21 protein-coding genes and 1 tRNA gene are annotated in these 23354 nt (G+C 61.9%); 10 read left to right on the forward strand and 12 right to left on the reverse strand.

All coding sequences use genetic code 11. The features are described from left to right. Nucleotides 1-14: 14 nt before the first annotated feature. The 8 genes from CW305_RS02255 to CW305_RS02290 all read right to left on the reverse strand — a co-directional run bounded on the left by CW305_RS02255 (nt 15) and on the right by CW305_RS02290 (nt 10610). The gene (locus CW305_RS02255) at nt 15-1184 is read right to left on the reverse strand and encodes a YbfB/YjiJ family MFS transporter (protein WP_044315831.1); all 1170 of its coding nucleotides are present in this window, start codon (nt 1182-1184) and stop codon (nt 15-17) included. A gap of 110 nt (nt 1185-1294) precedes the next feature. Next, nucleotides 1295-3121, reverse strand: a complete 1827-nt coding sequence (locus CW305_RS02260) for an SLC13 family permease (protein ID WP_044315832.1) — start codon at nt 3119-3121, stop codon at nt 1295-1297. A 6-nt stretch (nt 3122-3127) separates the two neighbouring features. Beyond that, the gene (locus tag CW305_RS02265) at nt 3128-3424 is read right to left on the reverse strand and encodes a winged helix-turn-helix domain-containing protein (protein ID WP_014819444.1); all 297 of its coding nucleotides are present in this window, start codon (nt 3422-3424) and stop codon (nt 3128-3130) included. Between the two features lie 58 nt (nt 3425-3482). Then, nucleotides 3483-4865, reverse strand: coding sequence for a sodium:proton antiporter NhaD (gene nhaD / locus CW305_RS02270; protein ID WP_014819445.1), 1383 nt, complete (start codon nt 4863-4865; stop codon nt 3483-3485). Between the two features lie 362 nt (nt 4866-5227). Further along, a complete protein-coding gene (locus CW305_RS02275; RefSeq protein WP_104097006.1) occupies nt 5228-8062 on the reverse strand; it encodes a valine--tRNA ligase in 2835 nt (944 codons plus the stop codon). A 107-nt stretch (nt 8063-8169) separates the two neighbouring features. Continuing rightward, nucleotides 8170-8556 (reverse strand): hypothetical protein, encoded by a 387-nt coding sequence (locus CW305_RS02280; RefSeq protein ID WP_023444163.1) that lies wholly within the window; start codon nt 8554-8556, stop codon nt 8170-8172. A gap of 71 nt (nt 8557-8627) precedes the next feature. After that, on the reverse strand, nt 8628-9047 hold the full coding sequence (locus CW305_RS02285; protein ID WP_104097007.1) for a DNA polymerase III subunit chi: 420 nt from the start codon (nt 9045-9047) through the stop codon (nt 8628-8630). Nucleotides 9048-9122: 75 nt separating this feature from the next. After that, nucleotides 9123-10610 (reverse strand): leucyl aminopeptidase, encoded by a 1488-nt coding sequence (locus CW305_RS02290; RefSeq protein WP_090522127.1) that lies wholly within the window; start codon nt 10608-10610, stop codon nt 9123-9125. A gap of 267 nt (nt 10611-10877) precedes the next feature. Here CW305_RS02290 and lptF point away from each other — a divergent pair, with 267 nt between their 5' ends. Both lptF and lptG read left to right on the forward strand, forming a co-directional pair. Then, complete coding sequence (lptF, locus tag CW305_RS02295; protein WP_104097008.1) at nt 10878-11999, forward strand: LPS export ABC transporter permease LptF; 1122 nt, start codon at nt 10878-10880, stop codon at nt 11997-11999. Continuing rightward, nucleotides 11992-13053 (forward strand): LPS export ABC transporter permease LptG, encoded by a 1062-nt coding sequence (gene lptG / locus CW305_RS02300; RefSeq protein ID WP_104097009.1) that lies wholly within the window; start codon nt 11992-11994, stop codon nt 13051-13053. The genes lptF and lptG overlap by 8 nt, the downstream gene beginning before the upstream one ends. A 78-nt stretch (nt 13054-13131) precedes the next feature. Here the strand turns inward: lptG and CW305_RS02305 are convergent, their stop codons facing one another. The 3 genes from CW305_RS02305 to CW305_RS02315 form a co-directional block, all read right to left on the reverse strand. Next, the gene (locus CW305_RS02305; protein WP_014819452.1) at nt 13132-13629 is read right to left on the reverse strand and encodes an RDD family protein; all 498 of its coding nucleotides are present in this window, start codon (nt 13627-13629) and stop codon (nt 13132-13134) included. A gap of 98 nt (nt 13630-13727) precedes the next feature. Further along, complete coding sequence (locus CW305_RS02310; RefSeq protein WP_003298189.1) at nt 13728-13940, reverse strand: cold-shock protein; 213 nt, start codon at nt 13938-13940, stop codon at nt 13728-13730. A gap of 495 nt (nt 13941-14435) precedes the next feature. Beyond that, nucleotides 14436-14522, reverse strand: a tRNA-Leu gene (locus CW305_RS02315). A gap of 113 nt (nt 14523-14635) precedes the next feature. Here CW305_RS02315 and queA point away from each other — a divergent pair. The 6 genes from queA to CW305_RS02345 all read left to right on the forward strand — a co-directional run bounded on the left by queA (nt 14636) and on the right by CW305_RS02345 (nt 20654). Then, nucleotides 14636-15685, forward strand: a complete 1050-nt coding sequence (gene queA / locus CW305_RS02320) for a tRNA preQ1(34) S-adenosylmethionine ribosyltransferase-isomerase QueA (RefSeq protein ID WP_104097010.1) — start codon at nt 14636-14638, stop codon at nt 15683-15685. Between the two features lie 14 nt (nt 15686-15699). After that, nucleotides 15700-16815, forward strand: coding sequence for a tRNA guanosine(34) transglycosylase Tgt (tgt, locus tag CW305_RS02325; RefSeq protein WP_023444168.1), 1116 nt, complete (start codon nt 15700-15702; stop codon nt 16813-16815). Nucleotides 16816-16857: 42 nt separating this feature from the next. Then, complete coding sequence (gene yajC / locus CW305_RS02330; protein WP_003296020.1) at nt 16858-17187, forward strand: preprotein translocase subunit YajC; 330 nt, start codon at nt 16858-16860, stop codon at nt 17185-17187. A 64-nt stretch (nt 17188-17251) separates the two neighbouring features. Further along, a complete protein-coding gene (gene secD, locus CW305_RS02335) occupies nt 17252-19120 on the forward strand; it encodes a protein translocase subunit SecD (RefSeq protein WP_014819455.1) in 1869 nt (622 codons plus the stop codon). Between the two features lie 12 nt (nt 19121-19132). Beyond that, nucleotides 19133-20044 carry a protein translocase subunit SecF gene (gene secF / locus CW305_RS02340; RefSeq protein ID WP_104097011.1) on the forward strand — a complete coding sequence of 304 codons (912 nt, stop codon included), beginning with the start codon at nt 19133-19135 and terminating at the stop codon, nt 20042-20044. Nucleotides 20045-20120: 76 nt separating this feature from the next. Continuing rightward, nucleotides 20121-20654, forward strand: coding sequence for a glycine zipper 2TM domain-containing protein (locus CW305_RS02345; protein ID WP_014819457.1), 534 nt, complete (start codon nt 20121-20123; stop codon nt 20652-20654). Nucleotides 20655-20719: 65 nt separating this feature from the next. Here the strand turns inward: CW305_RS02345 and suhB are convergent, their stop codons facing one another. Further along, nucleotides 20720-21535, reverse strand: a complete 816-nt coding sequence (gene suhB, locus CW305_RS02350; protein WP_023446554.1) for a type III secretion system regulator SuhB — start codon at nt 21533-21535, stop codon at nt 20720-20722. A 94-nt stretch (nt 21536-21629) separates the two neighbouring features. On the opposite strand from suhB, the gene trmJ reads away from it, so the two are divergent. Together trmJ and cysE are read left to right on the forward strand one after the other, a co-directional pair. Further along, nucleotides 21630-22466: a tRNA (cytosine(32)/uridine(32)-2'-O)-methyltransferase TrmJ gene (gene trmJ, locus CW305_RS02355; RefSeq protein ID WP_245890963.1), complete on the forward strand. Its 837-nt coding sequence runs from the start codon at nt 21630-21632 to the stop codon at nt 22464-22466. Then, nucleotides 22466-23242 carry a serine O-acetyltransferase gene (gene cysE / locus CW305_RS02360; RefSeq protein WP_042928298.1) on the forward strand — a complete coding sequence of 259 codons (777 nt, stop codon included), beginning with the start codon at nt 22466-22468 and terminating at the stop codon, nt 23240-23242. The genes trmJ and cysE overlap by 1 nt, the downstream gene beginning before the upstream one ends. Nucleotides 23243-23354: the final 112 nt, after the last annotated feature.

The following is a 23354-nucleotide window of genomic DNA, read 5'->3' on the forward strand; positions in this document are numbered from 1 at the left end:
GATAGGTCTCGTTGCTAACGGCGGCGCGGCACCATCAGCATCCAGAACAACCCCCAGAGCAGCGCCCCCGCGCCGAGCCAGAAGGCGCTGTGCAGGCTGCCGCCCATCCCCATCCAGATACTGGTCAGCCAGGGTGCGGCGAGCTGGGTCAGGCCGTAGAGTGCGATCAGCGCCGCCGACAGCCGCGGTCCCTGGTGTGGATGCAGTGTCCGCGCCAGACGCTGGGTCAGCAGCACGGTGCCGAGAAAGGTGCCGCCGACCAGTACCGCACAGAGCAGGATGCCGACCGCGCCGGGCAGCAGCAGCGCGGCCAGTACGCCGAGCAGTTGGGTGAGGTAGCTCAGGCGCAAGGCGATGTCGTCACCCATGCGCACGCCGAGACGATTCCACAGCCAGGGCGCCGGCAGCGTCGCCAACGCCACCACCAGCCAGCTGCCACCGATGAGGAAGTCACCGGGCTCCACCTGCAGACGCGCGACCATCGGCAGGAAAGTCATCGGCAGGATGTAGCCCATGCCGGCGCCGGCGTAGGAAAGAAACAGCGGTGTGCTGGAGCGATCGAGCAGTTTGCCACTGGGTGGCTCCTCCGCAGAATGGGCCTTTTCCTCGTCAGGCATGTCCAGCCGCGACAGCTGCCGCCAGCCCCACCAGGCCAGCGGTATCGAAAGCAACGCCGCCGGCCACCAACGCTCGGCTCCCAGCAGGTACCCGTCGCTCAGGCTCACCAGCAAACTGGAGAGAATCAGCCCGACGCAGACACCGAGATAGACAAGGCCACTGGAGGAAACGCGCTGCTGTCGCGCCAGCCATTCGAGGATCAGCGAGGGCGCCTGGACGAACACCAGGCCGTTGCTGATGCCGTTGGCAAGGCGCAAGGTAGCCAGCGCATCGGCGGACTCGGCCTGGGTCTGCAGCAGGCTGCTCAATACGTGCAGCCCTAGCGCCCAGGGCAGCGTACGGCGGATCTGCGCGACGCGATGCCAGCGCACCGCGAGCAGGGCGCCGATCAGATAGCCCAGGTAGTTCCAGCTGGCGATGCTTGCGCCTTCCTGCACGGTCAGCAGGCCGTCCTCCACCAGCCAGGGCAGCAGCGGGGTATAGACGAAGCGGCCAAGGCCATGGACGACCAACAAGAGAACGGCACCGGCCAGCAGGACCGGAAACAGGGCGACACGCTGAGGCATGGAATCTGTTCTTCTTAGAATGAGAGCTGGAGCTTAACGGCTGGCCCTTTCAGCCGCCATGCCACTTTTCGCTGGCTACCCGTCGGTGGGTGTCCCGAGGCAGCCGGCATTCATAGCGGAAACAGCAGCGGCACGAGCAGCACCGAGACGATCATGACCAGCGCGGTAAAGGGCACGCCAACTCGGACAAAGTCGGCGAAGCGGTATTGCCCGGGACCGAGCACCAGGGTGTTCACCGGCGAGGAAATCGGCGTCATGAACGCGGCGGAGGCCGCCAGCGCGACGATCATGGCGAACGGGTAGGGCGAGGCGCCCAGCTGCTCGGCGGTGGACAGCGCAACGGGTGCCATCAGCACAGCCGTCGCTGTGTTGGAGATGAACAGCCCGATCACGGCGGTCAGCAGAAACAGGCTGGCGAGCAGGGCATGCGGTCCGGCGTCGCCGAGCAGGCCGACCAGCCCCGATGTCGCCAGGGCGATGCCGCCGGTTTTCTGCAACGCCAGGGCGAACGGCAACATGCCGACGATCAGTACCAGGCTTTGCCAGTGAATCGCCTTGTAGGCGCTCTCCATGTCGATGCAGCGGAACAGGCCCATGACCAGGCAGCCAATCAGCGCCGCCAGCACGTTGGGCACCAGGCCGCTGACCATCAATGTCACCATCACCGCCAGCCCGAGCAGCGCGAACGGTGCCTGGTTGGCCGCGGGCGCCACATCGTCCACCTCGGCCGGCAGGCTCAGCACGAGGAAGTCGCGGCTCATACCCTGCAGACGGTGAATGTGCTTCCAGCTGCCGGCCACCAGCAGCGTATCGGCTGGCTTGAGCTTTTCATCCACCAGCAGCCCCTGCAGGGCTTGGCGATTGCGGCGCAGACCGACCACGTTGAGCTTGTGCCGGCTGCGAAAACCCAGTTGCTGGATGGTCTTGCCCGGTAGGCGCGATTCCGGTGGCAGCGCCACTTCCGCCAGCCCCAGCTCGCGACCGTGCACCGAATAGTAGGAGGTGCTGAGTTGCAGGGGTTCGAGGCCCAGCTCCTGATAGGCGCCGAGCAGGCCGATGGCCGGGCTGGCCAGATCGACCAGCAGCACATCGCCGACGAACAGTTCGGTATTGCCCGTCGCGATCAGCAGAAGGTTGCGAAAGCGGTCATGGCGTTCCACGGCGATCACGTTGATGCCGTACTGGGTTCGCAGCTTCAGCTCGTCCAGCGCCTGGTTGGCGAGAATCGATCCCGGCATCACCCGCAGTCGCCGCTCGCGTTCTTCCAGTCGATACTCCCGCGCCAGATCCGCCAGCGTATGGCGATGTTCTGTCGTTTCGCTGCGCTTGTCGCTGCCCAGCCAGCGGCGCGCCAGCAGCATATAGCCGACGCCGAGCAGCAGAATCGCCAGGCCGATGGGGGTGAAATCGAAGAAGGAGAAGCCGTCGAGCCCGGCGCGGCGCAGTTCGCTGTTGATCACCAGGTTCGGCGGCGTCGCCACCAGCGTCAGCATGCCGCTGATCAGGCCGGCGAACGCCAGCGGCATCATCAGCCGCCGTGGCGAGACCTTCATGCGATTGGCGATGCCGAGCACCACGGGAATGAAGATCGCCACCACGCCGGTCGAACTCATCACCGAGCCGAGCGCCGCGACGGCCAGCATCAGCAGAATCAGCAAGCGGGTCTCGCTGCTGCCGGCGGTACGCATCAGCCAGTCGCCCAGGCGATAGGCGATGCCGGTGCGCACCAGGCCGTCGCCGATGACGAACAGGGTGGCGATCAGCACCACGCTCGGATCGCTGAAACCGGCCAGTGCCTCCTGCACGCTGAGCACACCAGTGAGCGGCAGCGCGACCATGGCCAGTACCGCCACCACGTCCATGCGTGGCTTGTTCAGCGCGAACAGGCCGATGCAACCGGTGAGCAGGCCGAGAACCAGCAGCAGGTCGCCACTCATGGTCGATCAGGGATATTCGAGAATGGATTTGATACGCGGCAGGTTGCGCTCGATCCAGCCCTTGTCGATGGCACCCCAGTCGCGGATGGCGTAGTGGCCGGCATTGTGGCGTTCGCCGTCGTCCTGCTCGAAGCTGCAGTCGATGTCCAGCTCCGCGAGCGCGGCAAGGGTGTCCTGGGCGGTGCGCCGCGGCATGCCGGTCGCGGCCATCAGTGCAGGGACACTGCAGGCGGTGCCGCTGTCGATCAGCCAGGCGACGTAGAGTCGGCGATAGAAACTGGTTTTGGTCTTGCTGACGGTCATGGAAGGTCCCTGGCCAGGTCGTCTGTGGGGGCAGCGACCTGGCCAGGCTCGCTGCGGTTTAGCGCAGGGCGAGCATGCCGATGTAGGTCGCGGCGCCCGCAGTGTAACCGAGGAAGGCCAGCAAGCTGACGCGCTTGACGTACCAGGTGAAGCTGATCTTCTCCATGCCCATCGCCGCGACGCCTGCTGCCGAGCCGATGATCAAGGTGCTGCCGCCGGTACCGGCGCAGAAAGCGAGCATCTCCCAGAAGTTGCCATCGACGACGAACTGCGACAGCCAGCTGGTCTCCTCGGGGCTGGCAGAAGCCAGTACGGCAGGGCTGACCAACGGATACATCTTCATCGCACCGGCCACCAGCGGCACGTTGTCGACCACGGCCGAAAGCAGGCCGATGGCGTAGGTGATCGGGTAGATGTGGCCGAGCGATTCGCGCAGGGCGGTCGCGACCTGGGTCAGGTGGCCCGCGGTAGCGAGACTGGATACGGCCAGCAGAATGCCGAGGAAGAACAGCACGCTGGGCGTGTCCACCTTGCGTAGAACGCCGACTACCGAAAGCGGGTGCTTGTCTTCGGCATTCTTGTTGCGGTGGATGAACTCGGTGGTTACCCAGAGCACGCCGAGACCGAAGAGGATGCCCATGTAAGGCGGCAGGTGGGTCACGGTCTTGAACACCGGGACGAAGAGCAGGGCAGCGAGGCCAAGACCGAGTACCAGGTTGCGCTCGAATACGGTAGTGGTCGGCGGGTGCTTCTCGGCCAGGTGAGCACGAGGACGCGGGCGTGGTGCCTCGCCGCGCAGACGGAAGCTGAGAATGATCAGCGGCACCAGCAGGCACACCAGGCTTGGCAGGAACAGGCCGGTGATCACGCCGGAAGCGCTGATCTGGTTGCCGATCCAGAGCATGGTGGTGGTCACGTCACCGATCGGCGACCAGGCACCACCGGCGTTGGCGGCGATTACCACGACGCCGACGAACAACCAGCGCTCGGGACGGCCACGGATGAGCTTGCGCAGCAGCGAGACCATGACGATGGTGGTGGTCAGGTTGTCCAGTGCTGCAGAGAGGAAGAAGGTGAGGAAGCCGATGATCCACAGCAGGTGCACGCGCTTGCGGGTCTGGATGCGGTCGGTGATTACCTTGAAACCTTCGTGGGAGTCGATCAGCTCGACGATGGTCATCGCGCCGAGCAGGAAGAAGAGAATCTCCGAGACTTCTCCCAGATGATGACGCAGCGATTCGATCACCACCGCCGAGGAGTCCCCGGGGTTGTGGCTGCCGGGTTGCAGCAGCGGAAGTATCTGGTCGGCGCCCAGCACCAGAATGGTCCAGGTTACAACCGCGGTCAGGATCGCGGCAGCGGCCTTGTCTATCTTCAGGGGATGTTCAAAGGCTATGCATAGATAGCCTATGACGAACACGACAGCCATGAGTGCATACATCGGAGGGACTCCATCTTGAGGAACCTTGCCGGGGCATGCGGGTGTGTCGACGCAGCCTCAGCGGCTGGCAGGGGAACGATTCGCTAGCGAGGTGAAACAAATCGGGGCGGTGGACTGCCCTGGGAGACGGTTGCGCGTTCGGCGAAATACGTGGGGCATTGCGCTTCGCAGCAGGGGGCTCACTTCACATCGTCGAGCTGTTCGTCTTGGCTTTAACGGCCTGCCAGTTTGTAAAGGGGTGTTTCATGTGCGGCATAGTGTATCAGCGTTGCCGGTAATAACTTGTCATCAATCAAGATGACCTCCTTAAGCAAAAAGGCCAGCACCTTTCGGGTTGGCCTTTTGCGTTTACCGCGTCCTGATCAGAGCGTGGCGATGCGGTCGCGCTGCTCCTGCAGCCTGGCTTTGGCCTGTTCGGCCTCGGCCAGTTTGGCGCGTTCCTTGTCGATCACCTCGGCGGGTGCCTTGTCGACGAAACCGGCGTTCGACAGCTTTCCGCCGACGCGCTTGACCTCGCCGTCCAGCCGGGCGAGTTCCTTGTCCAGGCGAGCCAGTTCGGCATCCTTGTCGATCAGGCCAGCCATCGGCACAAGCACCTGCATGTCACCCACCAGCGCGATGGCCGACAGCGGTGCTTCTTCGCCGTCGTTGAGCAGGCGCACGCTTTCCAGCTTGGCCAGTTTCTTCAGCAGCGGCTCGTTGTCGGTCAGGCGGCGTTGATCGGTAGCCGAGGCGTTGCCCAGCACCACGTCGATGCGCTTGGCCATGGAGATGTTCATCTCGCCGCGGATCTGGCGGATGCCCAGCATGAAGGCCTTGAGCCACTCGATATCGCCTTCGGCGGCTTCGTTGATACGCTCCGGGTTGAACTCCGGCCACGGCTGCAGCATCAGCGTCGGACCGGACTTGCCGGCGAGCGGCGCGACGCGCTGCCAGATTTCCTCGGTAATGAACGGCATGAACGGATGCGCCAGGCGCAGCGCGGTTTCCAGCACGCGCACCAAGGTGCGGCGGGTGCCGCGCTGGCGTTCGGCGCTTGCGGTCTCGTCCCACAGCAGCGGCTTGACCAGCTCCAGGTACCAGGCGCAGTACTCGTCCCAGATGAACTCGTACAGCGCCTGAGCGGCCAGGTCGAAGCGGAATGCCTCCAGCTGTCGATTCACTTCGCTCTCGGTACGCTGCAGCGCGGAGATGATCCAGCGATCCACCGACGAGAGCTCGACGGGCTCGCCGTTGACCCCCGTGTCCTTGCCCTCGGTGTTCTCGAAGACGAAGTTGGCGGCGTTCCAGATCTTGTTGCAGAAGTTGCGGTAACCCTCGACGCGGCCCATGTCGAACTTGATGTCGCGGCCGGTTGAGGCCAGCGAGCAGAAGGTGAAGCGCAGGGCGTCGGTGCCGTAGCTGGCGATGCCTTCGGGGAACTCGGCACGGGTCTGCTTGGCGATCTTCTCGGCCAGCTTGGGCTGCATCATGCCGCTGGTGCGCTTGGTCAGCAGTTCATCGAGGGTGATGCCATCGACGATGTCCAGCGGGTCGAGCACGTTGCCCTTGGACTTGGACATCTTCTGCCCCTGACCATCGCGTACCAGACCGTGCACGTAGACGGTCTTGAACGGAATCTGCCCGGTCAGGTGAGTGGACAGCATGATCATCCGGGCGACCCAGAAGAAGATGATGTCGAAGCCTGTGACCAGCACGTCGGTGGGGTGGAAGGTCTTCAGGAACTCGGTCTGCTGCGGCCAGCCGAGTGTGGAAAAGGTCCACAGGCCGGAGCTGAACCAGGTGTCCAGGACGTCCTCGTCCTGACGCAGTTCGACGTTGTTGCAGAGGTTGTACTTGCTGCGTACCTCCACTTCATCGCGGCCAACGTAGACGTTGCCGGCTTCGTCGTACCACGCAGGAATGCGATGGCCCCACCAGAGCTGACGGCTGATGCACCAGTCCTGGATGTCGCGCATCCAGCTGAAGTACATGTTCTCGTACTGCTTGGGCACGAACTGGATTTCGCCGCTTTCGACGGCGGCGATGGCCTTCTCGGCCAGCGGTTTGGTGGAAACGTACCACTGGTCGGTCAGCCACGGCTCGATGATGGTGCCGGAGCGATCACCGCGGGGGACTTTCAGCGCGTGGTCGTCGATCTTTTCCAGCAGGCTCATGGCGTCGAACTCGGCGACGATGGCCTTGCGCGCATCGAAGCGGTCCATGTGCGCGTAGCCGTCCGGCAGGTTGGCATCGATCTTGTCGTTCGGCGTCCCGTCGATGTTGAACACCTGGGCCTTGGCGAGCACCGCGGCGTTGCGGTCGAAGATATTGATCAGCGGCAGGTGATGACGCTTGCCGACCTCGTAGTCGTTGAAGTCGTGCGCCGGGGTGATCTTCACGCAGCCGGTGCCGAACTCGAGGTCGACGTAGTCGTCGGCGACGATCGGGATCAGGCGGTTGACCAGCGGCAGCATGACGTGACGGCCGATCAGGCTCTTGTAGCGCTCGTCCTCCGGGTGCACGGCGATGGCGGCGTCACCGAGCATGGTTTCCGGACGGGTAGTGGCGACCACCAGGTAATCCAGGCCGTCTGCAGTCTTGCAGCCATCGGCCAGCGGATAACGTAGGTGCCAGAGATGACCTTTCTCGTCATGGTTCTCGACTTCGAGGTCTGAGATCGCGGTGTGCAGCTTGGTGTCCCAGTTGACCAGGCGCTTGCCGCGATAGATCAGGCCGTCCTCGTGCAGGCGGACGAAGGCTTCCTTGACCGCCTCGGAGAGGCCGTCGTCCATGGTGAAGCGCTCGCGCGACCAGTCCACCGAGGAGCCCAGACGACGGATCTGTCGGGTGATGGTGCCGCCGGATTCTTCCTTCCACTGCCAGACCTTCTCGAGAAACTTCTCGCGTCCAAGGTCATGACGCGAAACGCCCTGCGCGCCGAGCTGGCGCTCGACCACCATCTGCGTGGCGATACCAGCATGGTCTGTACCTGGCTGCCACAGGGTGTTGCGGCCCTGCATGCGGCGCCAGCGGATCAAAGCATCCATGATGGCGTTGTTGAAGCCGTGACCCATGTGCAGGCTGCCGGTGACGTTCGGCGGCGGGATCATGATGGTGTAGGGCTCGCCGGAACCTTGCGGGGCGAAATAGTTGTTCGATTCCCAAGTCTGGTACCAGGAAGTCTCGATGGCGTGCGGCTGGTAGGTCTTGTCCATGCGGCGGGACCCTTAAAACGGCTGGTCGGAAAAACGGGCAAGTATAAAGGCAAACGGCCGCGAGATTTCGCGGCCGTGCTTATTAACTGCGCATTGTCGCGGATGACTCAGGAGCGAGGCGGGGGCGTGCGTACCAGGCGCTCGATTCGGCTCTCGAGGCGACGCTTGAGTTCCGCCTCGATCTGCGGCACGAAGTCGTCGATCACTTCCTGCAGGATCAGATTGGCCGCGGTGCGCAGCTCGTGGTCGATGTGCCGTTCGGCCAGGGAGCGAAACGCGCTACGCACGCTGGTTTCCCGCGGCTCGTCGTCGCTGGCGCTCGCGGCCGGAACGGCTGGCGCTGGCTCGACGATATCGGACAGCAGCGGAATGCTGTCCGGGTCCAGCGCTGCGCCGGCCGGAGCCTCGTCTGGAAAATCGTCACCGAGCAGGGCGCGAATGGACTCGAGATCGCTCAGCAGTTCGGCGGGTTTGTTCGGGGCTTTCGGTGTCATCTCAGAAGTTTCCGGGGCTTGAGCATCCCGGCGGCTGCCAGGGGTTTTCCCTTGCTGTCGAATGGTTGGTCTTAAAGCTCGACCCGTTTCGGATCATAGCCCTGGCGTCGATACAGGCGGAAATTCTCCCGGCAGGCGGTCAGCAGTTGCGGTTCCTGGTTGACGATCTCGATGACCCGGCTGAACTGGTCGATGTGCGACGAAAGCGTCGATGCCAGGTTGATCAAGAGGCCCTGCGTGAATTGAGGTGCCTGGTCGACACCGATCACCACCGGGGCCTTCGGGTCGTCGACGTGCTGCTCGTGGGGAATGAAGCGCTCGGCGCGAAAGTCCCAGAGTAGCTCGTCGACTTCGCTCGACTGCGTTTCATCGACGCAGCGAATGAATACCTGCATGCCGTGTTGCCATCCCTTGGCCGCCAACTGACAGGCCGCCCGCAGGCGGCCGGTCGGGTTGGCGTCGGGCAGGACGTAGAAATCGATCCGCGTCATGGGCGTGCTCCGCTCTGGCCGGGCAGCGCAAGGCGGCTCTGGCCCGAGGGATCAGGCGCGACGGCCAGGTGCATCTCAGTTGACCCGGTCCAGCAGGTACTGGGTCAACAGCGGCACGGGCCGGCCGGTGGCGCCTTTTTCCTTGCCGCCGCTGGTCCAGGCGGTGCCGGCGATATCCAGGTGCGCCCAGGCGAACTTCTTGGTGAAGCGCGAGAGGAAGCAGGCAGCCGTGATGGTGCCTGCCTTGGGGCCGCCGATGTTGGCGATATCGGCGAATGGACTGTCCAGCTGTTCCTGGTATTCGTCGAACAGCGGCAGCTGCCAGGCGCGGTCGGCAGCGTTCTCGCCAGCCTGCAGCAGTTGCTGCACCAGGGCATCGTTGTTGCCCAGCAGACCGGAAGTGTTGCTGCCCAAGGCGACGATGCAGGCACCGGTCAGCGTGGCCACGTCGATCACCGCACGCGGTTCGAAGCGTTCGGCGTAGGTCAGCGCATCGCACAGCACCAAACGGCCCTCGGCATCGGTGTTGAGGATTTCCACGGTCTGACCGCTCATGGTGGTGACGATGTCGCCCGGGCGGGTGGCGCCGCCGCTGGGCATGTTCTCGGCACAGGCCAGCAGGCAGACCAGGTTGATCGGCAGCTGCAGCTCCAGTACGGCCTTGAGTGTGCCGAGTACGCTGGCGGCTCCGCCCATGTCGTACTTCATCTCGTCCATGCCCTGGCCCGGCTTGAGGCTGATGCCACCGGTATCGAAGGTGATGCCTTTGCCCACCAGGGCATACGGCTGCTCGCCCTTCTTGCCGCCGTTGTACTGCATGACGATGATGCAGCCGGGCTGGTCGCTGCCCTGGGAAACCGCGAGGAAGGCGCCGGCGCCGAGATCACGCAGCTTCTTCTCGTCGAGCACGTCGACCTTCAGGCCCTTGTAGGCCTTGCTCATCTGCTTTGCCTGTTCGGCGATGTAGGTCGGGTGGCAGACGTTCGGTGGCAGGTTGCCGAGGTCGCGGGTAAAGGCCATGCCACTGGCGATCGCCGAGGCTTCGCGGGTCGCGCGTTCCACGTCGGGCTGCTCGCTCTTGTCACACAGCAGGACGATCTTCTGCAGAGCGCGCGGGTCGGCTTTCTTGCTCTTGAAGCGATCGAACACGTACTGGCCGTCGGCAAGGATTTCCACCAGCAAGCGAGTGCGGCCGTAATTGTCGCGGCCTTTGATCTGAACATCCTGCATGGCGAAGGCCGCATCGGCACCGCCGAGACCCTTGATTGCGGCAAGTGCGGCATTGGCGATCTTGCGCCACTGGCGGTTGTCCAGTTCGTCGACCTTGCCGATCCCGACCAGCAGTACGCGCTCAGCCTTGAGGCCGGGCAGGCCATGCAACAGCAGGGTCTGACCCGCTTTGCCCTGGATGTCGCCACGCTTGAGCGCAGTGCTGAGCGCGCCGCCGCTGGCGCTGTCTACGCTCTGCGCGACGCTGCCGAGAAGGCAGTCATCGCCGAGCGGCAGAACCAGGGTGGCGGTCTTCTGGGTGGAGGCTTTGGCGCTTTTGACAACAAATTCCATGACGTGGTGTCCCCAAGACAAAGAGTCGGGTTTGCAGGATAATGCCGGGCTTATTTTTCCGGTGGTTCGCCTGTTCGGTCGTTGCTAACGACTGCGCTAGGCTAGAAACGTTGCAATCGTCGATGCTTCGGCGATTGTTTCGGCGCTGCGGTCCGCGTCCGCTCGGTGCGTCATTACCCAATTTCCAACGGCCCGCTCCGGCGGGCCGGCAACTGGCGGCTAGTTTGAGCGTTGCCGCCAGAGCCTGACAACCCTGGAGTGTCTGGTTTGATCGTCTTTCGTTACCTGTCCCGAGAGCTGCTGGTCACCATGAGCGCGGTCAGTGCCGTGCTGCTGGTGATCATCATGAGTGGCCGTTTCATCAAGTATCTGGCGCAGGCTGCGCAGGGACTGCTCGACCCAGGGGTGCTGTTGCTGATCATGGGCTTTCGTCTGCCCGGCTTTCTGCAGCTGATCCTCCCGCTCGGACTGTTTCTCGGCATTCTGCTGGCCTACGGGCGCCTCTATCTGGAAAGCGAAATGACCGTGCTTTCGGCCACGGGCATGAGCCAGCGCCGGCTGCTGGTCTACAGCCTGGCGCCCGCCGCCCTGGTGGCGGTCGTGGTGGGCTGGCTGAGCCTGGGGTTGGCGCCGCAGGGCATCGCCGAGGTGGACCGTATCCTCAATCAGCAGGACTCCCTGACCGAGTTCGACACGCTGCTGCCGGGGCGCTTTCAGACGTTGCGCGGCGGTTCACGGGTAACCTACACCCGCGAACTGTCGGCTGATCGCAGCGAGCTCGGCGGGGTGTTCATCTCCGAAACCAATGTTTCGCGTCAGACCGGAAGGGAAAGCGGACTGTCGGTGCTGGTTGCCGAGAGCGGACGGCAGGAAGTCCAGCCCGATGGCAGTCGCTATCTGATTCTGGAAAACGGCTATCGCTATGACGGCAACCCAGGGCAGGCCGGTTACCGCGCCATCCAGTACGACACCTATGGCGTGCTGCTTCCCAAGCCGGAGGTGAGCGTGGAACTGAGCGAACGTGAGGCGCTGCCGACTCGGGAGCTGCTCGGCAGCGACAACATCCGTCATCGCACCGAGCTGCAGTGGCGCTTCTCATTGCCGTTGCTGGTGTTCGTCGTCACCGTGCTCGCGGTGCCGCTGGCCAAGGTGAATCCGCGACAGGGGCGTTTTCTCAAGCTGCTGCCGGCGATCCTTTTGTACATGACCTATCTTGCGTTGCTGATCGCCGTGCGCGGTGCGCTGGACAAGGGGCGAATCCCGATGGCGCTGGGCCTTTGGTGGGTGCACGGGCTGTTCCTGGCGATAGGCCTGTTGATGCTGTACTGGGAGCCGATCAGGCTGCGGATGAAGAAGGGCAGTGCGCAGCGGGAGGTGGCTCGTGGTTAAGCTGGATCGCTACATCGGAGTCCATGTCTTTCTCGCGATTCTGACTGTCCTCGGCATCATCGTGGGTCTGGCTCTGCTATTCGCGTTCATCGATGAATTGAGTGATGTGGAAGGCGGCTACGGGCTGGGCGATGCCCTGCAGTACGTGCTGCTGACGTCGCCTCGGCGTCTGTATGAAATGCTGCCTATGGCGGCACTGATCGGTTGTTTGATCGGCCTTGGCACGCTTGCCAGCAGCAGCGAGCTGACCATCATGCGCGCGGCTGGTGTCTCGCTGGGGCGCATCGTGGTGGCGGTGATGAAGCCGATGCTGGTGCTGCTCATTGCCGGCATTCTGATCGGTGAGTACGTTGCGCCAGCGACCGAGGACATCGCTCAGGCGCGGCGCTCCCTGGCGCAGGGCGCAGGCGAGGCGCAGAGCAGCAAACGCGGCCTGTGGCACCGGCAGGAGAACGAGTTCGTGCACGTCAACGCCGTGCAGCCCGGCGGCATGCTGGTGGGGGTGACACGTTATCGCTTCGATGACGAGCGCCGCCTGTTGTCGTCCAGTTTTGCCCGTCGCGCCAGCTATCAGGCTGATCACTGGCTGCTCGAGAATATCTCGACCACCCATTTTCGCGGCGATCACACCGAGGTGGTGCGCACGCCGCAGGAACGCTGGGATGTTCAGCTGACGCCGCAGCTACTCGGGACGGTGGTGATGGAGCCGGAAGCGCTATCGATCACCGGCTTGTGGCGCTATATCCACTACCTGGGCGAGCAGGGGTTGAACAACGGTCGTTACTGGCTGGCATTCTGGACCAAGGTGCTGCAGCCGGCCGTCACCGTTGCGCTGGTGCTGCTGGCGATCTCGTTCATCTTCGGGCCGCTGCGCTCGGTCACGCTTGGTCAGCGCATCTTTACCGGCGTAGTGGTCGGCTTCGTATTCCGCATTATTCAGGATTTGCTCGGGCCGGCTAGCCAGGTGTTCGGCTTCTCGCCGTTGCTTGCGGTGGTGCTGCCAGCGGGCATCTGTGCACTCATCGGTGCCTGGTTGCTGCGTCGGGCGGGATGACGGGTGCCTCCGGCGTGAACCGCGGGAGGCGCTGTCGACAAGGTTTGGGTCAGTGTTGGTTCGGTGCGCAGAGCAAAGTCACTTCTTGTGAATGTTCTTCGGTAGCTGCACGGCCTGGCTCTCCGAGTACATGTCGTGCCAGGTGCGGTTCTGTTTGTCGAGCAGCATCCACCAATAACCCATGCCCAGGCACAGCAGCGAAACCAGTGCGATCAGAAAACGCAGAAGCGCCTGCCAAAGATCGATGGCGGTTCCGTCTGCATTCTGGATCCGGATGCCCCAGACCTGCATGCCCAGCGTTTGGCCGCTGTGGGTCCAGAATTTGGCGAAAAAGCCGAACAGGCTGAACAGCAGCAGCGTCGAGAGCAGGGGGTCGATGTCCAGGCGGCCGGCATCCGCGAGCTGCTGCAGCTGTTCACTGCCGTAGAGCAGGCGCAGCAGCACTTGCTGATAGAGCAGTGTCACTACCATCATCAAGGCGATGCACAGCAGGCTGTCATAGAACATTGCAGCAAGCCGACGTACCAGGCCGGCGGCGGGAAACTGGCCCTGCGGGCTGAGCAGGTGTCTGCGCATTGGGTGTCTCGATCAAAGAGGTGGGCGGCGCATTCTACGGAATTGCGCGCATAAAAAAGCCCCTGATGTTGCCATCAGGGGCTTTTCGGAGAAGAGGCTTAGCCCAGGATCTGAACCTGGTCTGCCTGCATGCCCTTTTGACCTTGCACTGCGACGAAACTGACTTTCTGGCCCTCTTTCAGGCTCTTGAAGCCGTTGCCTTCGATCGCGCGGAAGTGCACGAACAGATCCGGACCGCTCTCGGGAGTGATGAAACCAAAACCTTTCTCGTCGTTAAACCACTTGACGGTACCGTTCTGACGATTCGACATGTCTTTGTATCCTTGAAACTCAAAAGTAGAATTGCCCCCGCAGAGCAGGAAGCTGGAACTGGTTGCAAGGAGTAAGAGAGTCGAGCGGAGTAGCGGATCTGAAGATCTACTGCACCAGGTCACGATTCAACAGCGACCCATGCAAACACAGTGGGCACACTCTACGATAACTCGCCAGGGAATGCCAACCCCTCGGAGCCATAGAATTTGCCTGTCCAGGCGGCGCCATTTGGCGCTTTTTGACGTGGCTTTGACTCGCCTTATTCGCTGTTGCGAGAGAGGCAATGCCACGAGTCGACTGCATCGATATCGAGTGTCAGTCTGAGGGAAAGCGATGTAGCTGACGTTGCTTGCCGTGCTGCCGATCCAGATTGTCCGGATGCTTGCATGCGGCCTGGTGCGCTTTGAAGCTTCGCTACGGCGTTAGACTTGCAGGCGATCCGGTTGCCCGTTTCGCTAAGCATGCAGCTTGGCTGCGTTGTAGCAATTCACTGATGGTGCCTCGAGAGAGACTCGAACTCTCACGTTGTTACCAACGGCGGATTTTGAATCCGCTGCGTCTACCGATTCCGCCATCGAGGCACAGTGGGCGCGCAGTATAGGGATGCGCGACGGGGTGGTCAATCGCTTGGCGTGGTCAGGTCGACGTGTTTCGGATAAGATTTGCGCCCTTTCCGCGTCCCGACCTCCGATCCATGCAAGTTGCCGATTTTTTCTTCCAGCTGCCCGATGCCCTGATCGCACGACATCCCCTGGCGGAGCGGCGCGCCAGTCGTCTGCTGGTGCTCGAAGGCGAAACGGGAAAGCTTTCGCATCGCAACTTCGCCGATCTGCTGGACCATGTGCGGCCCGGCGATCTGATGGTGTTCAACAATACCCGGGTGATCCCGGCGCGCCTTTTCGGTCAGAAAGCTACCGGCGGCAAGCTGGAAATCCTTGTCGAAAGGGTAGTCGGCAATCGCAGCGTTCTGGCGCATGTCCGTTCCAGTAAGTCGCCCAAGGCCGGATCGAAGATCCTGCTCGATGGCGGCGGCGAAGCAGAAATGATCGCCCGGCATGATGCGCTGTTCGAACTCGAGTTCGGCGAGGATGTTCTGCCGTTGCTCGAGCGCATCGGGCACATGCCATTGCCTCCTTATATAGACAGGCCTGACGACGCCGCCGACCGCGAGCGTTACCAGACCGTCTACGCGCAGCGCGCCGGTGCCGTGGCTGCGCCGACCGCAGGACTGCACTTCGATGAGGCGCTGCTGCAGACGCTGCGTGAGTCTGGCGTGGAAACGGCCTACGTTACCCTTCATGTCGGCGCCGGCACCTTTCAGCCGGTGCGCGTGGAGCGTATCGAAGAGCATCACATGCATCGCGAATGGCTGGAGGTCGGCCAGGATGTCGTCGATGCGGTGGCGGCCTGTCGCTCCCGTGGTGGGCGCGTGATCGCTGTCGGTACTACCAGCGTGCGTTCGCTGGAGACGGCGGCGCGCGATGGTGAACTCAAGCCGTTCAGTGGCGACACCGATATCTTCATCTACCCAGGCAAGAGCTTTCATGTGGTGGATGCACTGGTCACCAATTTCCATCTGCCTGAATCCACGCTGCTGATGCTGGTTTCCGCCTTCGCCGGTTATCCGGAGACCATGGCGGCCTACGCCGAAGCGGTGGCTCAGCGTTATCGCTTCTTCAGTTACGGCGATGCCATGTTCATCACCCGCAATCCCGCGCCGCGCGGCCCCGAGGAAACCCAATGACTCGCTCCTGCCACATGTCCTTCGAGCTGCTTGCCACCGATGGCAAGGCGCGCCGCGGACGTCTGACCTTTCCGCGCGGCACCGTCGAGACGCCGGCATTCATGCCAGTGGGCACTTACGGTACCGTCAAAGGCATGCTGCCACGGGACATCGAGGCGATCGGAGCGCAGATCATTCTGGGCAACACCTTCCATCTCTGGTTGCGGCCCGGCACTGAAGTGATCAAGCGCCATGGGGACCTGCACGACTTCATGCAGTGGCAGGGGCCTATCCTCACCGACTCGGGCGGCTTTCAGGTGTTCAGCCTGGGGGCGATGCGCAAGATCAAGGAGGAGGGCGTCTACTTCGCCTCTCCGGTAGATGGCGCAAAAGTCTTCATGGGGCCGGAGGAGTCGATGCAGGTCCAGCGTGACCTGGGCTCGGATATCGTGATGATCTTCGATGAATGCACGCCTTATCCCGCTGACGAAGACGTGGCGCGGCGTTCGATGGAGCTGTCGCTGCGCTGGGCCAAGCGCTCGAAGGTCGCCCATGGCGACAGTCCGGCTGCGCTGTTCGGCATTGTTCAGGGCGGTATGCACGAATCTTTGCGCATGCGCTCGCTGGAGGGGCTTTGCGAGATCGGATTTGACGGCCTGGCGATTGGCGGCCTTTCGGTTGGCGAGCCGAAGGAAGAGATGATCCGTGTGCTGGATTTCCTTCCGCCACAGATGCCAGCGGATAAGCCACGCTATCTGATGGGGGTGGGTAAGCCGGAGGACCTGGTCGAGGGTGTGCGGCGCGGCGTCGATATGTTCGACTGCGTGATGCCAACGCGCAATGCGCGAAATGGGCATCTTTTCGTTGATAGCGGTGTGATCAAGATCCGCAACGCCGTTCACAAACACGACGATTCTCCGCTGGATCCGAGCTGTGACTGTTACACCTGCAAACATTTCTCCCGCGCTTATCTGCATCATCTGGATAAATGCGGCGAAATGCTGGGTAGCATGTTGAATACCATCCATAACCTGCGGCATTACCAGCGGGTTATGGCTGGTTTACGCGACGCCATTCAACAGGGTACATTGGCGGCCTTTGTCGACGCCTTTTATGCCAAGCGCGGTCTGCCAACGCCGCCGCTTGCGTGACGTGCCAGAACAAAACAATCCTTTCTGCAACAGGAGTGCTACATGAGCTTTCTGATTCCCGCCGCCTATGCCCAGGAGGCTGCTGCTGGTCCTGCTGGTACTGGTTTCGAGTGGGTTTTTCTAGTCGGTTTTCTGGTCATCTTCTACCTGATGATCTGGCGCCCCCAGTCCAAGCGTGCCAAGGAACACAAGAACCTGATCGCCGGCCTGCAGAAGGGCGACGAAGTGGTCACTTCCGGCGGTATCGCTGGCAAGGTCACCAAGGTCGCCGATGACTTCGTGGTGATCGAGGTGTCTGACAACGTTGAGCTGAAGTTCCAGAAAGTGGCGATCGCCGCAACATTGCCCAAGGGCACACTGAAAGCCATCTGAGCTGACTTCATTCAATATCGACGGGGCGCGCAAGGCGCCCCGCGTTCATTAAACGGGCTGCGTCATGCTCAATAGATTCCCTCTCTGGAAATACCTGCTGATTCTGGCAGTGCTCGCGATCGCCTTTATTTACTCTGCTCCCAACCTCTATCCGGATGACCCGGCGATTCAGGTTACCGGTGCCAGCACATCGCAGGAGATCGGCGAGGCAGACCTCGAGCGCATCAGCAAAGCACTCGTGGATGGCGGTATCGCGGTCAAGTCTGCGTCCCTGGACGAGCAGGGCCGAGGTGGCCTTGTGCGTCTCGAGCGTCAGGATGATCAGTTGCCGGCAAAAGATATCGTGCGCCGCGCGCTCGGCGACGCCTACGTAGTTGCGCTCAATCTGGCGCCTACGACTCCCGACTGGTTGCGCAATCTTGGCGCAAGCCCGATGAAGCTTGGTCTGGATCTCTCCGGTGGTGTGCACTTCCTCCTGGAAGTGGACATGGACAAGGCAATTGAAACGCGCCTGAACGTCTCCGAGGGTGAGGTCAAGAGTCTGCTGCGCAAGGAGCGTGTGCGATACCGCAGTCTGCCGAATCTGAAGGATTCCGTGCAGTTGGGCTTTGCCGATGAGGCTACCCTGGATGCAGCCCAATCGCTCATCCGCAAGGAATTTACCGACTTCGAGCTGACGTCCGCAGAGCGCAACGGCCAGTACGTGCTGCGTCTGACGCTGACCGAAGCCAAGCTGGCGGAAATTCGCGAGTACTCGATCAAGCAGAATCTGACCACGGTGCGTAATCGCGTCAACGAACTCGGCGTGGCTGAGCCGTTGGTTCAGCGCCAAGGTGCCAATCGGATCGTCGTCGAGCTGCCGGGTGTGCAGGATACGGCCGAGGCCAAACGTATCCTCGGCAAGACGGCGAACCTTGAGTTCCGCCTGGCTGCCGATTCAGATGCATCGCGTGCTTCCACCGAAACCTTCGAGTTCCGCGAAGAGGGCCGCCCGCCGGTTCAGCTTGAGCGCACACTGATCATTACAGGTGATCAGGTGACCGACGCCCAGGCCAGCTACGACGAGAATGGCCGTCCGCAGGTGAATATCCGGCTCGATGGCCATGGCGGCGATCTGATGAATCGCGCCACGCGCAACAATGTCGGGCGCAGCATGGCCGTGATCTTCATCGAGCAGCGGCCGATGACTCGCTATGTGCGGCAGACGGTTGATGGTGTTGAGCAGGAAGTGCGCGTCGAGACCTTCCAGGAAGAAAAGAAGATCATCAGTCTTGCAACTATCCAGTCGCCACTCGGCAGCCAGTTCCGCATCACCGGCCTCGATGGCCAGGGCGAGTCGTCAGAGCTGGCGTTGCTGCTGCGCGCCGGTGGTCTGGCGGCGCCGATGTACTTCGCAGAAGAGCGCACCATCGGCCCGAGCCTGGGCGCTGAAAACATCAAGCTGGGCGTCCAGGCAGCCATGTGGGGCTTCCTCTTCGTCGCCATCTTCATGGTGCTGATCTACAAGTTCTTCGGTGTGTTGGCGACCATTGCGCTGCTGTTCAATATGGTCGTGCTGACAGCCCTGATGTCGATGCTCAATGCCACGCTGACCCTTCCGGGTATTGCCGGTATCGTGTTGACCATGGGTATGGCGGTGGATGCCAACGTGCTGATCTTCTCGCGAATCCGCGAGGAGATCGCCAATGGCATGTCGATCCAGCGCGCCATCCATGAAGGCTTCGATCGGGCCTTCTCGGCGATCGTCGACGGCAACCTGACCACTCTGCTGGTCGGCGGCATCCTGTTCGCCATGGGGACCGGCCCGATCAAGGGCTTCGCGGTCACCCTTTCGATCGGCATTCTGACGTCGATGTTTACCGCAATCATCGTGACGCGCGCCATGGTCAACCTGATCTACGGTGGCCGCGATCTCAAGAAGCTGTGGATTTAAGGGGCTAGCACGATGAAACGCGTAATCAATTTCATGGGTGTCCGCCATGTGGCCTTCGCCCTGACCGTGGTGCTGACCGTTGCGTCACTGGCGAGCCTTGTGGTCAAGGGGCTCAACTTCGGGTTGGACTTTACTGGCGGTACACTGATCGAGCTCGGCTATGAGCGCCCGGTTGAACTCGAGCAGGTGCGTGGGCAGCTTGAGCAGTCCGGGTTTGGCGACGCTGTAGTGCAGAGCTTCGGTGCGACTACTGACGTGCTGGTGCGCATGCCGGGCGACGATCCTCAGCTGGGAGAGCGCATCGCTGATGCATTGCGCGGCGCTGACAGTGCGAACTCGGTGAGCGTCAAGAGAGTCGAGTTCGTCGGGCCTGCGGTAGGTGAGGAGCTGCGCGACCAGGGTGGCCTGGGCATGCTGCTCGCGCTGGGTGGTATTCTGGTCTACGTGGCCTTTCGCTTTCAGTGGAAGTTCGGTCTCGGTGCCGTGCTGTCGCTGTTCCACGATGTGATCGTCGTTCTCGGGGTATTCTCCTTTTTCCAGATATCGTTCGATCTCACCGTGCTGGCCGCTGTGCTGGCGGTTATCGGCTATTCGCTGAACGACACAATCGTCATCTTTGACCGGATCCGCGAGAACTTCCGCATGCTGCGCAAGGCGGAGCTGCTGGAAAACATCAATATTTCCACGACGCAAACCTTGCTGCGCACCATGGCAACTTCGGTATCCACGTTGCTGGCTGTCGGTGCGCTCATGGTCTTTGGTGGCGAGAATCTGTGGGGCTTCTCGTTGGCGCTGTTGATCGGCGTTGGGGCAGGCACGTACTCGTCGGTCTATGTCGCTGGCATGCTGCTCGTCTGGCTGAAGCTCACCCGTGACGACCTGATTCCACCAGTGGTGGAAGAGGAAGCGGACGAGCGCCCCTGATCTTCTTCGAACTTCCGCAGCGTAAAGGAGTCCAAGGCTGCGGAACGGGCGCAGCCCGAAGGAAGAGGAAGTCACAGTGAACAAGTCCATGTTGGTCGGCACGGCGCTCGGAGTGGTGGTCGCCACGGCTGGCGGCGCTTTCGCTACTTATAGTCTGGTTGATCGCGGGCCGAAATTCGCCGATGTGCTGGCGGTGGAGCCGATCAAGGAAACCATTCGGACTCCGCGAGAGGTTTGCAAGGATGTCGCGGTGACTCGGCAGAAACCAGTGCAGGATCAGCATCGCATCGCAGGTACAGCAGTGGGTGCGGTGGTTGGTGGCTTGCTCGGCAATCAGGTTGGTGGCGGTACCGGCAAGAAAATTGCGACGGTCGCCGGTGCGGTCGGTGGCGGTTATGCAGGCAATCAGGTGCAGGGCCGCATGCAGGCCAGCAGCACCTATACCACTACCGAAACACGTTGCAGCACGGTAACCGATTCGCACGACAAGATCGTCGGCTACGACGTGAAGTACGACCTCGCCGGCAAGGTGGGTCGCGTACGCATGGATCGCGATCCGGGTAGCCAGATCCCGGTGCAGGATGGACAGTTGTCGCTATCGCAGCAGTGAGTTGAGCGATTGTGCAGCAACAAAAAAACGCCCCGTTGGGGCGTTTTTTTATGCCGCTATCGTTCTCAGCGCTTGAGAGAAGGTGTCAGGTGCGGCTGGATGGTGGTCAGTACCGCCTTGAAGCATTTGGTGTTGCCGGCAACGATCTGACCCTTCTCAAGGAAGTCATGGCCGCCGCTGAAATCGCTCACCAAGCCGCCGGCTTCCTGGATCAGCAGTGCGCCTGCCGCCATGTCCCATTCGGAAAGGCCAAACTCCCAGAACGCATCAAAGCGGCCTGCAGCGACATAAGCCAGGTCGAGGCTTGCGGCGCCGGCACGACGTAGGCCGGAGGTCTGGCCGACCAGGCTGCGGAACATCTTCAAGTAGCTGTCCAAGTTGTCCATCTGGCCATCCTTGAACGGAAAGCCGGTGCCGAGCAGTGCGCCGTCCAGGCTCTTGCGTGCGCTAACGCGCAGGCGGCGGCCGTTCAGGGCGGCGCCACGGCCGCGGCTGGCGGTGAATTCTTCCTGGCGTACCGGGTCCAGCACGACCGCGTGTTCCAGGCGCCCGCGGTACTTGCAGGCGATGCTGACGGCGTAGTGAGGAATGCCGCGGACAAAATTGGTGGTTCCATCCAGCGGGTCGATGATCCACAGGTAATCGGCGCCGTCCCCGCTGCCTTCGAGCAGTCCGCCTTCCTCGCCCAGGATGCCGTGATTCGGGTAGGCCTTGCGCAGCGCATTGACGATGCTCTGCTCTGCGGCCTTGTCGATTTCGGTGACGTAATCCTTCGCTTCTTTCTCGTTGACCGAGATTGCATCCAGGCGATCGGTGGAACGGACAATCAGTTCGCCGGCGCTGCGGGCGGCGCGCAGCGCGATATTCAGCATGGGCTGCATGGATCAATTACCTGGTCATTAAAGAAAGCGCGAAATTCTATCAGGAAAGCGCCGGCGCATGTAGCGTCACGGTGGTGGTTGCAGGGGGCGGCAGATGGCGGATCGGGAGCCGCTTCCTGTAAGCTTTCTGCTCGCTTTCAAGCAGAGAATTATTGTGTCGCTGCAGAACATTCGTGTCGTGCTGGTCAATACCAGTCATGCCGGCAACATCGGTGGTGCGGCTCGTGCCATGAAGAACATGGGGCTTTCGCGCCTGGTATTGGTCGATCCCGAGGATTTCCCGAGTCCCAACGCCGTGGCCAGGGCGTCCGGTGCAACCGACATTCTCGATAGTGCACGGGTCGTTGCAACGCTGGAAGAGGCGCTGGCTGGTTGCAGTCTGGTGCTCGGAACCAGCGCTCGTGATCGGCGCATTCCCTGGCCGTTGCTCGACCCTCGGGAGTGCGCGTCGGTTTCCGTGGAGCAGTCTGCCGGGGGCGGCGAGGTCGCATTGGTATTCGGTCGCGAGTACGCGGGGCTGACCAATGAGGAGTTGCAGCGCTGCCAGTACCACGTCCATATCCCGTCTGATCCACAGTTCAGTTCATTGAATCTCGCTGCGGCCGTGCAAGTGCTTACCTACGAGGTGCGCATGGCCTGGTTGGCTGCCGAGGGGCGGCCAATCAAGGTCGAGAAACTGGAAACCACGGCGATGCTGGATGCCCAGCCCGTGACTGTCGATGAGCTGGAGAATTACTTCGGTCATCTTGAGCGGACTCTGGTGGATATCGGCTTTCTCGATCCGACCAAGCCCAGGCATCTGATGCCCCGATTGCGTCGGCTCTACGGGCGCAGCGGTATCAGCAAACTGGAAATGAATATCCTGCGCGGTATTCTCACCGAGACACAAAAGGCTGCCCGCGGCGAGCCTCACAAGCGGAGAAGTGATTGATGTTCGAACGCATGCGCGAAGACATTCAAAGCGTTTTCCATCGCGATCCGGCGGCACGCAATGCGTTCGAAGTTCTGACCTGTTATCCGGGGCTGCACGCCATCTGGATTCATCGCCTGTCCCATTGGCTGTGGGTGCATGAATTCAAGTGGCTTGCGCGGATGTCTTCGAATCTGGGGCGCTGGCTGACAGGGGTCGAGATCCATCCGGGCGCCAGGATTGGCCGGCGATTCTTCATTGATCACGGGATGGGCATCGTCATTGGCGAGACCGCGGAAATTGGCGATGACGTGACGCTCTATCACGGCGTGACACTCGGAGGCACCAGCTGGAATAAGGGCAAGCGCCATCCGACGCTTGAAGACGGTGTAATCGTGGGGGCGGGCGCGAAGATCCTCGGGCCGTTCACCGTCGGCGCGGGCGCGAAGATCGGCTCCAATGCGGTGGTTACCCGTGAAGTGCCGCCAGGAGCGACGGCGGTTGGAATTCCGGGGCGGGTGATCGTCAAATCCAGCGATGAGCAGGAAGCCAAGCGCAAGGCCATTGCCGAGAAGATCGGATTCGACGCCTATGGCGTCAGCGAGGATATGCCTGATCCCGTCGCGCGAGCCATTGGGCAGTTGCTGGATCATGTTCAGGCCGTAGAGGAGCGCTTGGAGGGAATGTGTGGCGCGCTCAAGGCGCTGGGCAGCGATTATTGCGCCAAGGACCTTCCGGAGCTGCGAGAAGAAGACTTCGTTGAAGTGAAGTCCGACGCTGGCGATGCCCGCACCTGAAGTGCGCGGGCTGGCAGCAGCTGGTATCATGCCGGCCCGCTGCCTCCGGCCGGGCGTGGTTCCAGACTAAAGACCTACTGAATTAATAGGTCTTATAGTTGACTCAAATACT

This window comes from Stutzerimonas kunmingensis (genome assembly GCF_002929225.1).
Lineage (GTDB): Bacteria > Pseudomonadota > Gammaproteobacteria > Pseudomonadales > Pseudomonadaceae > Stutzerimonas.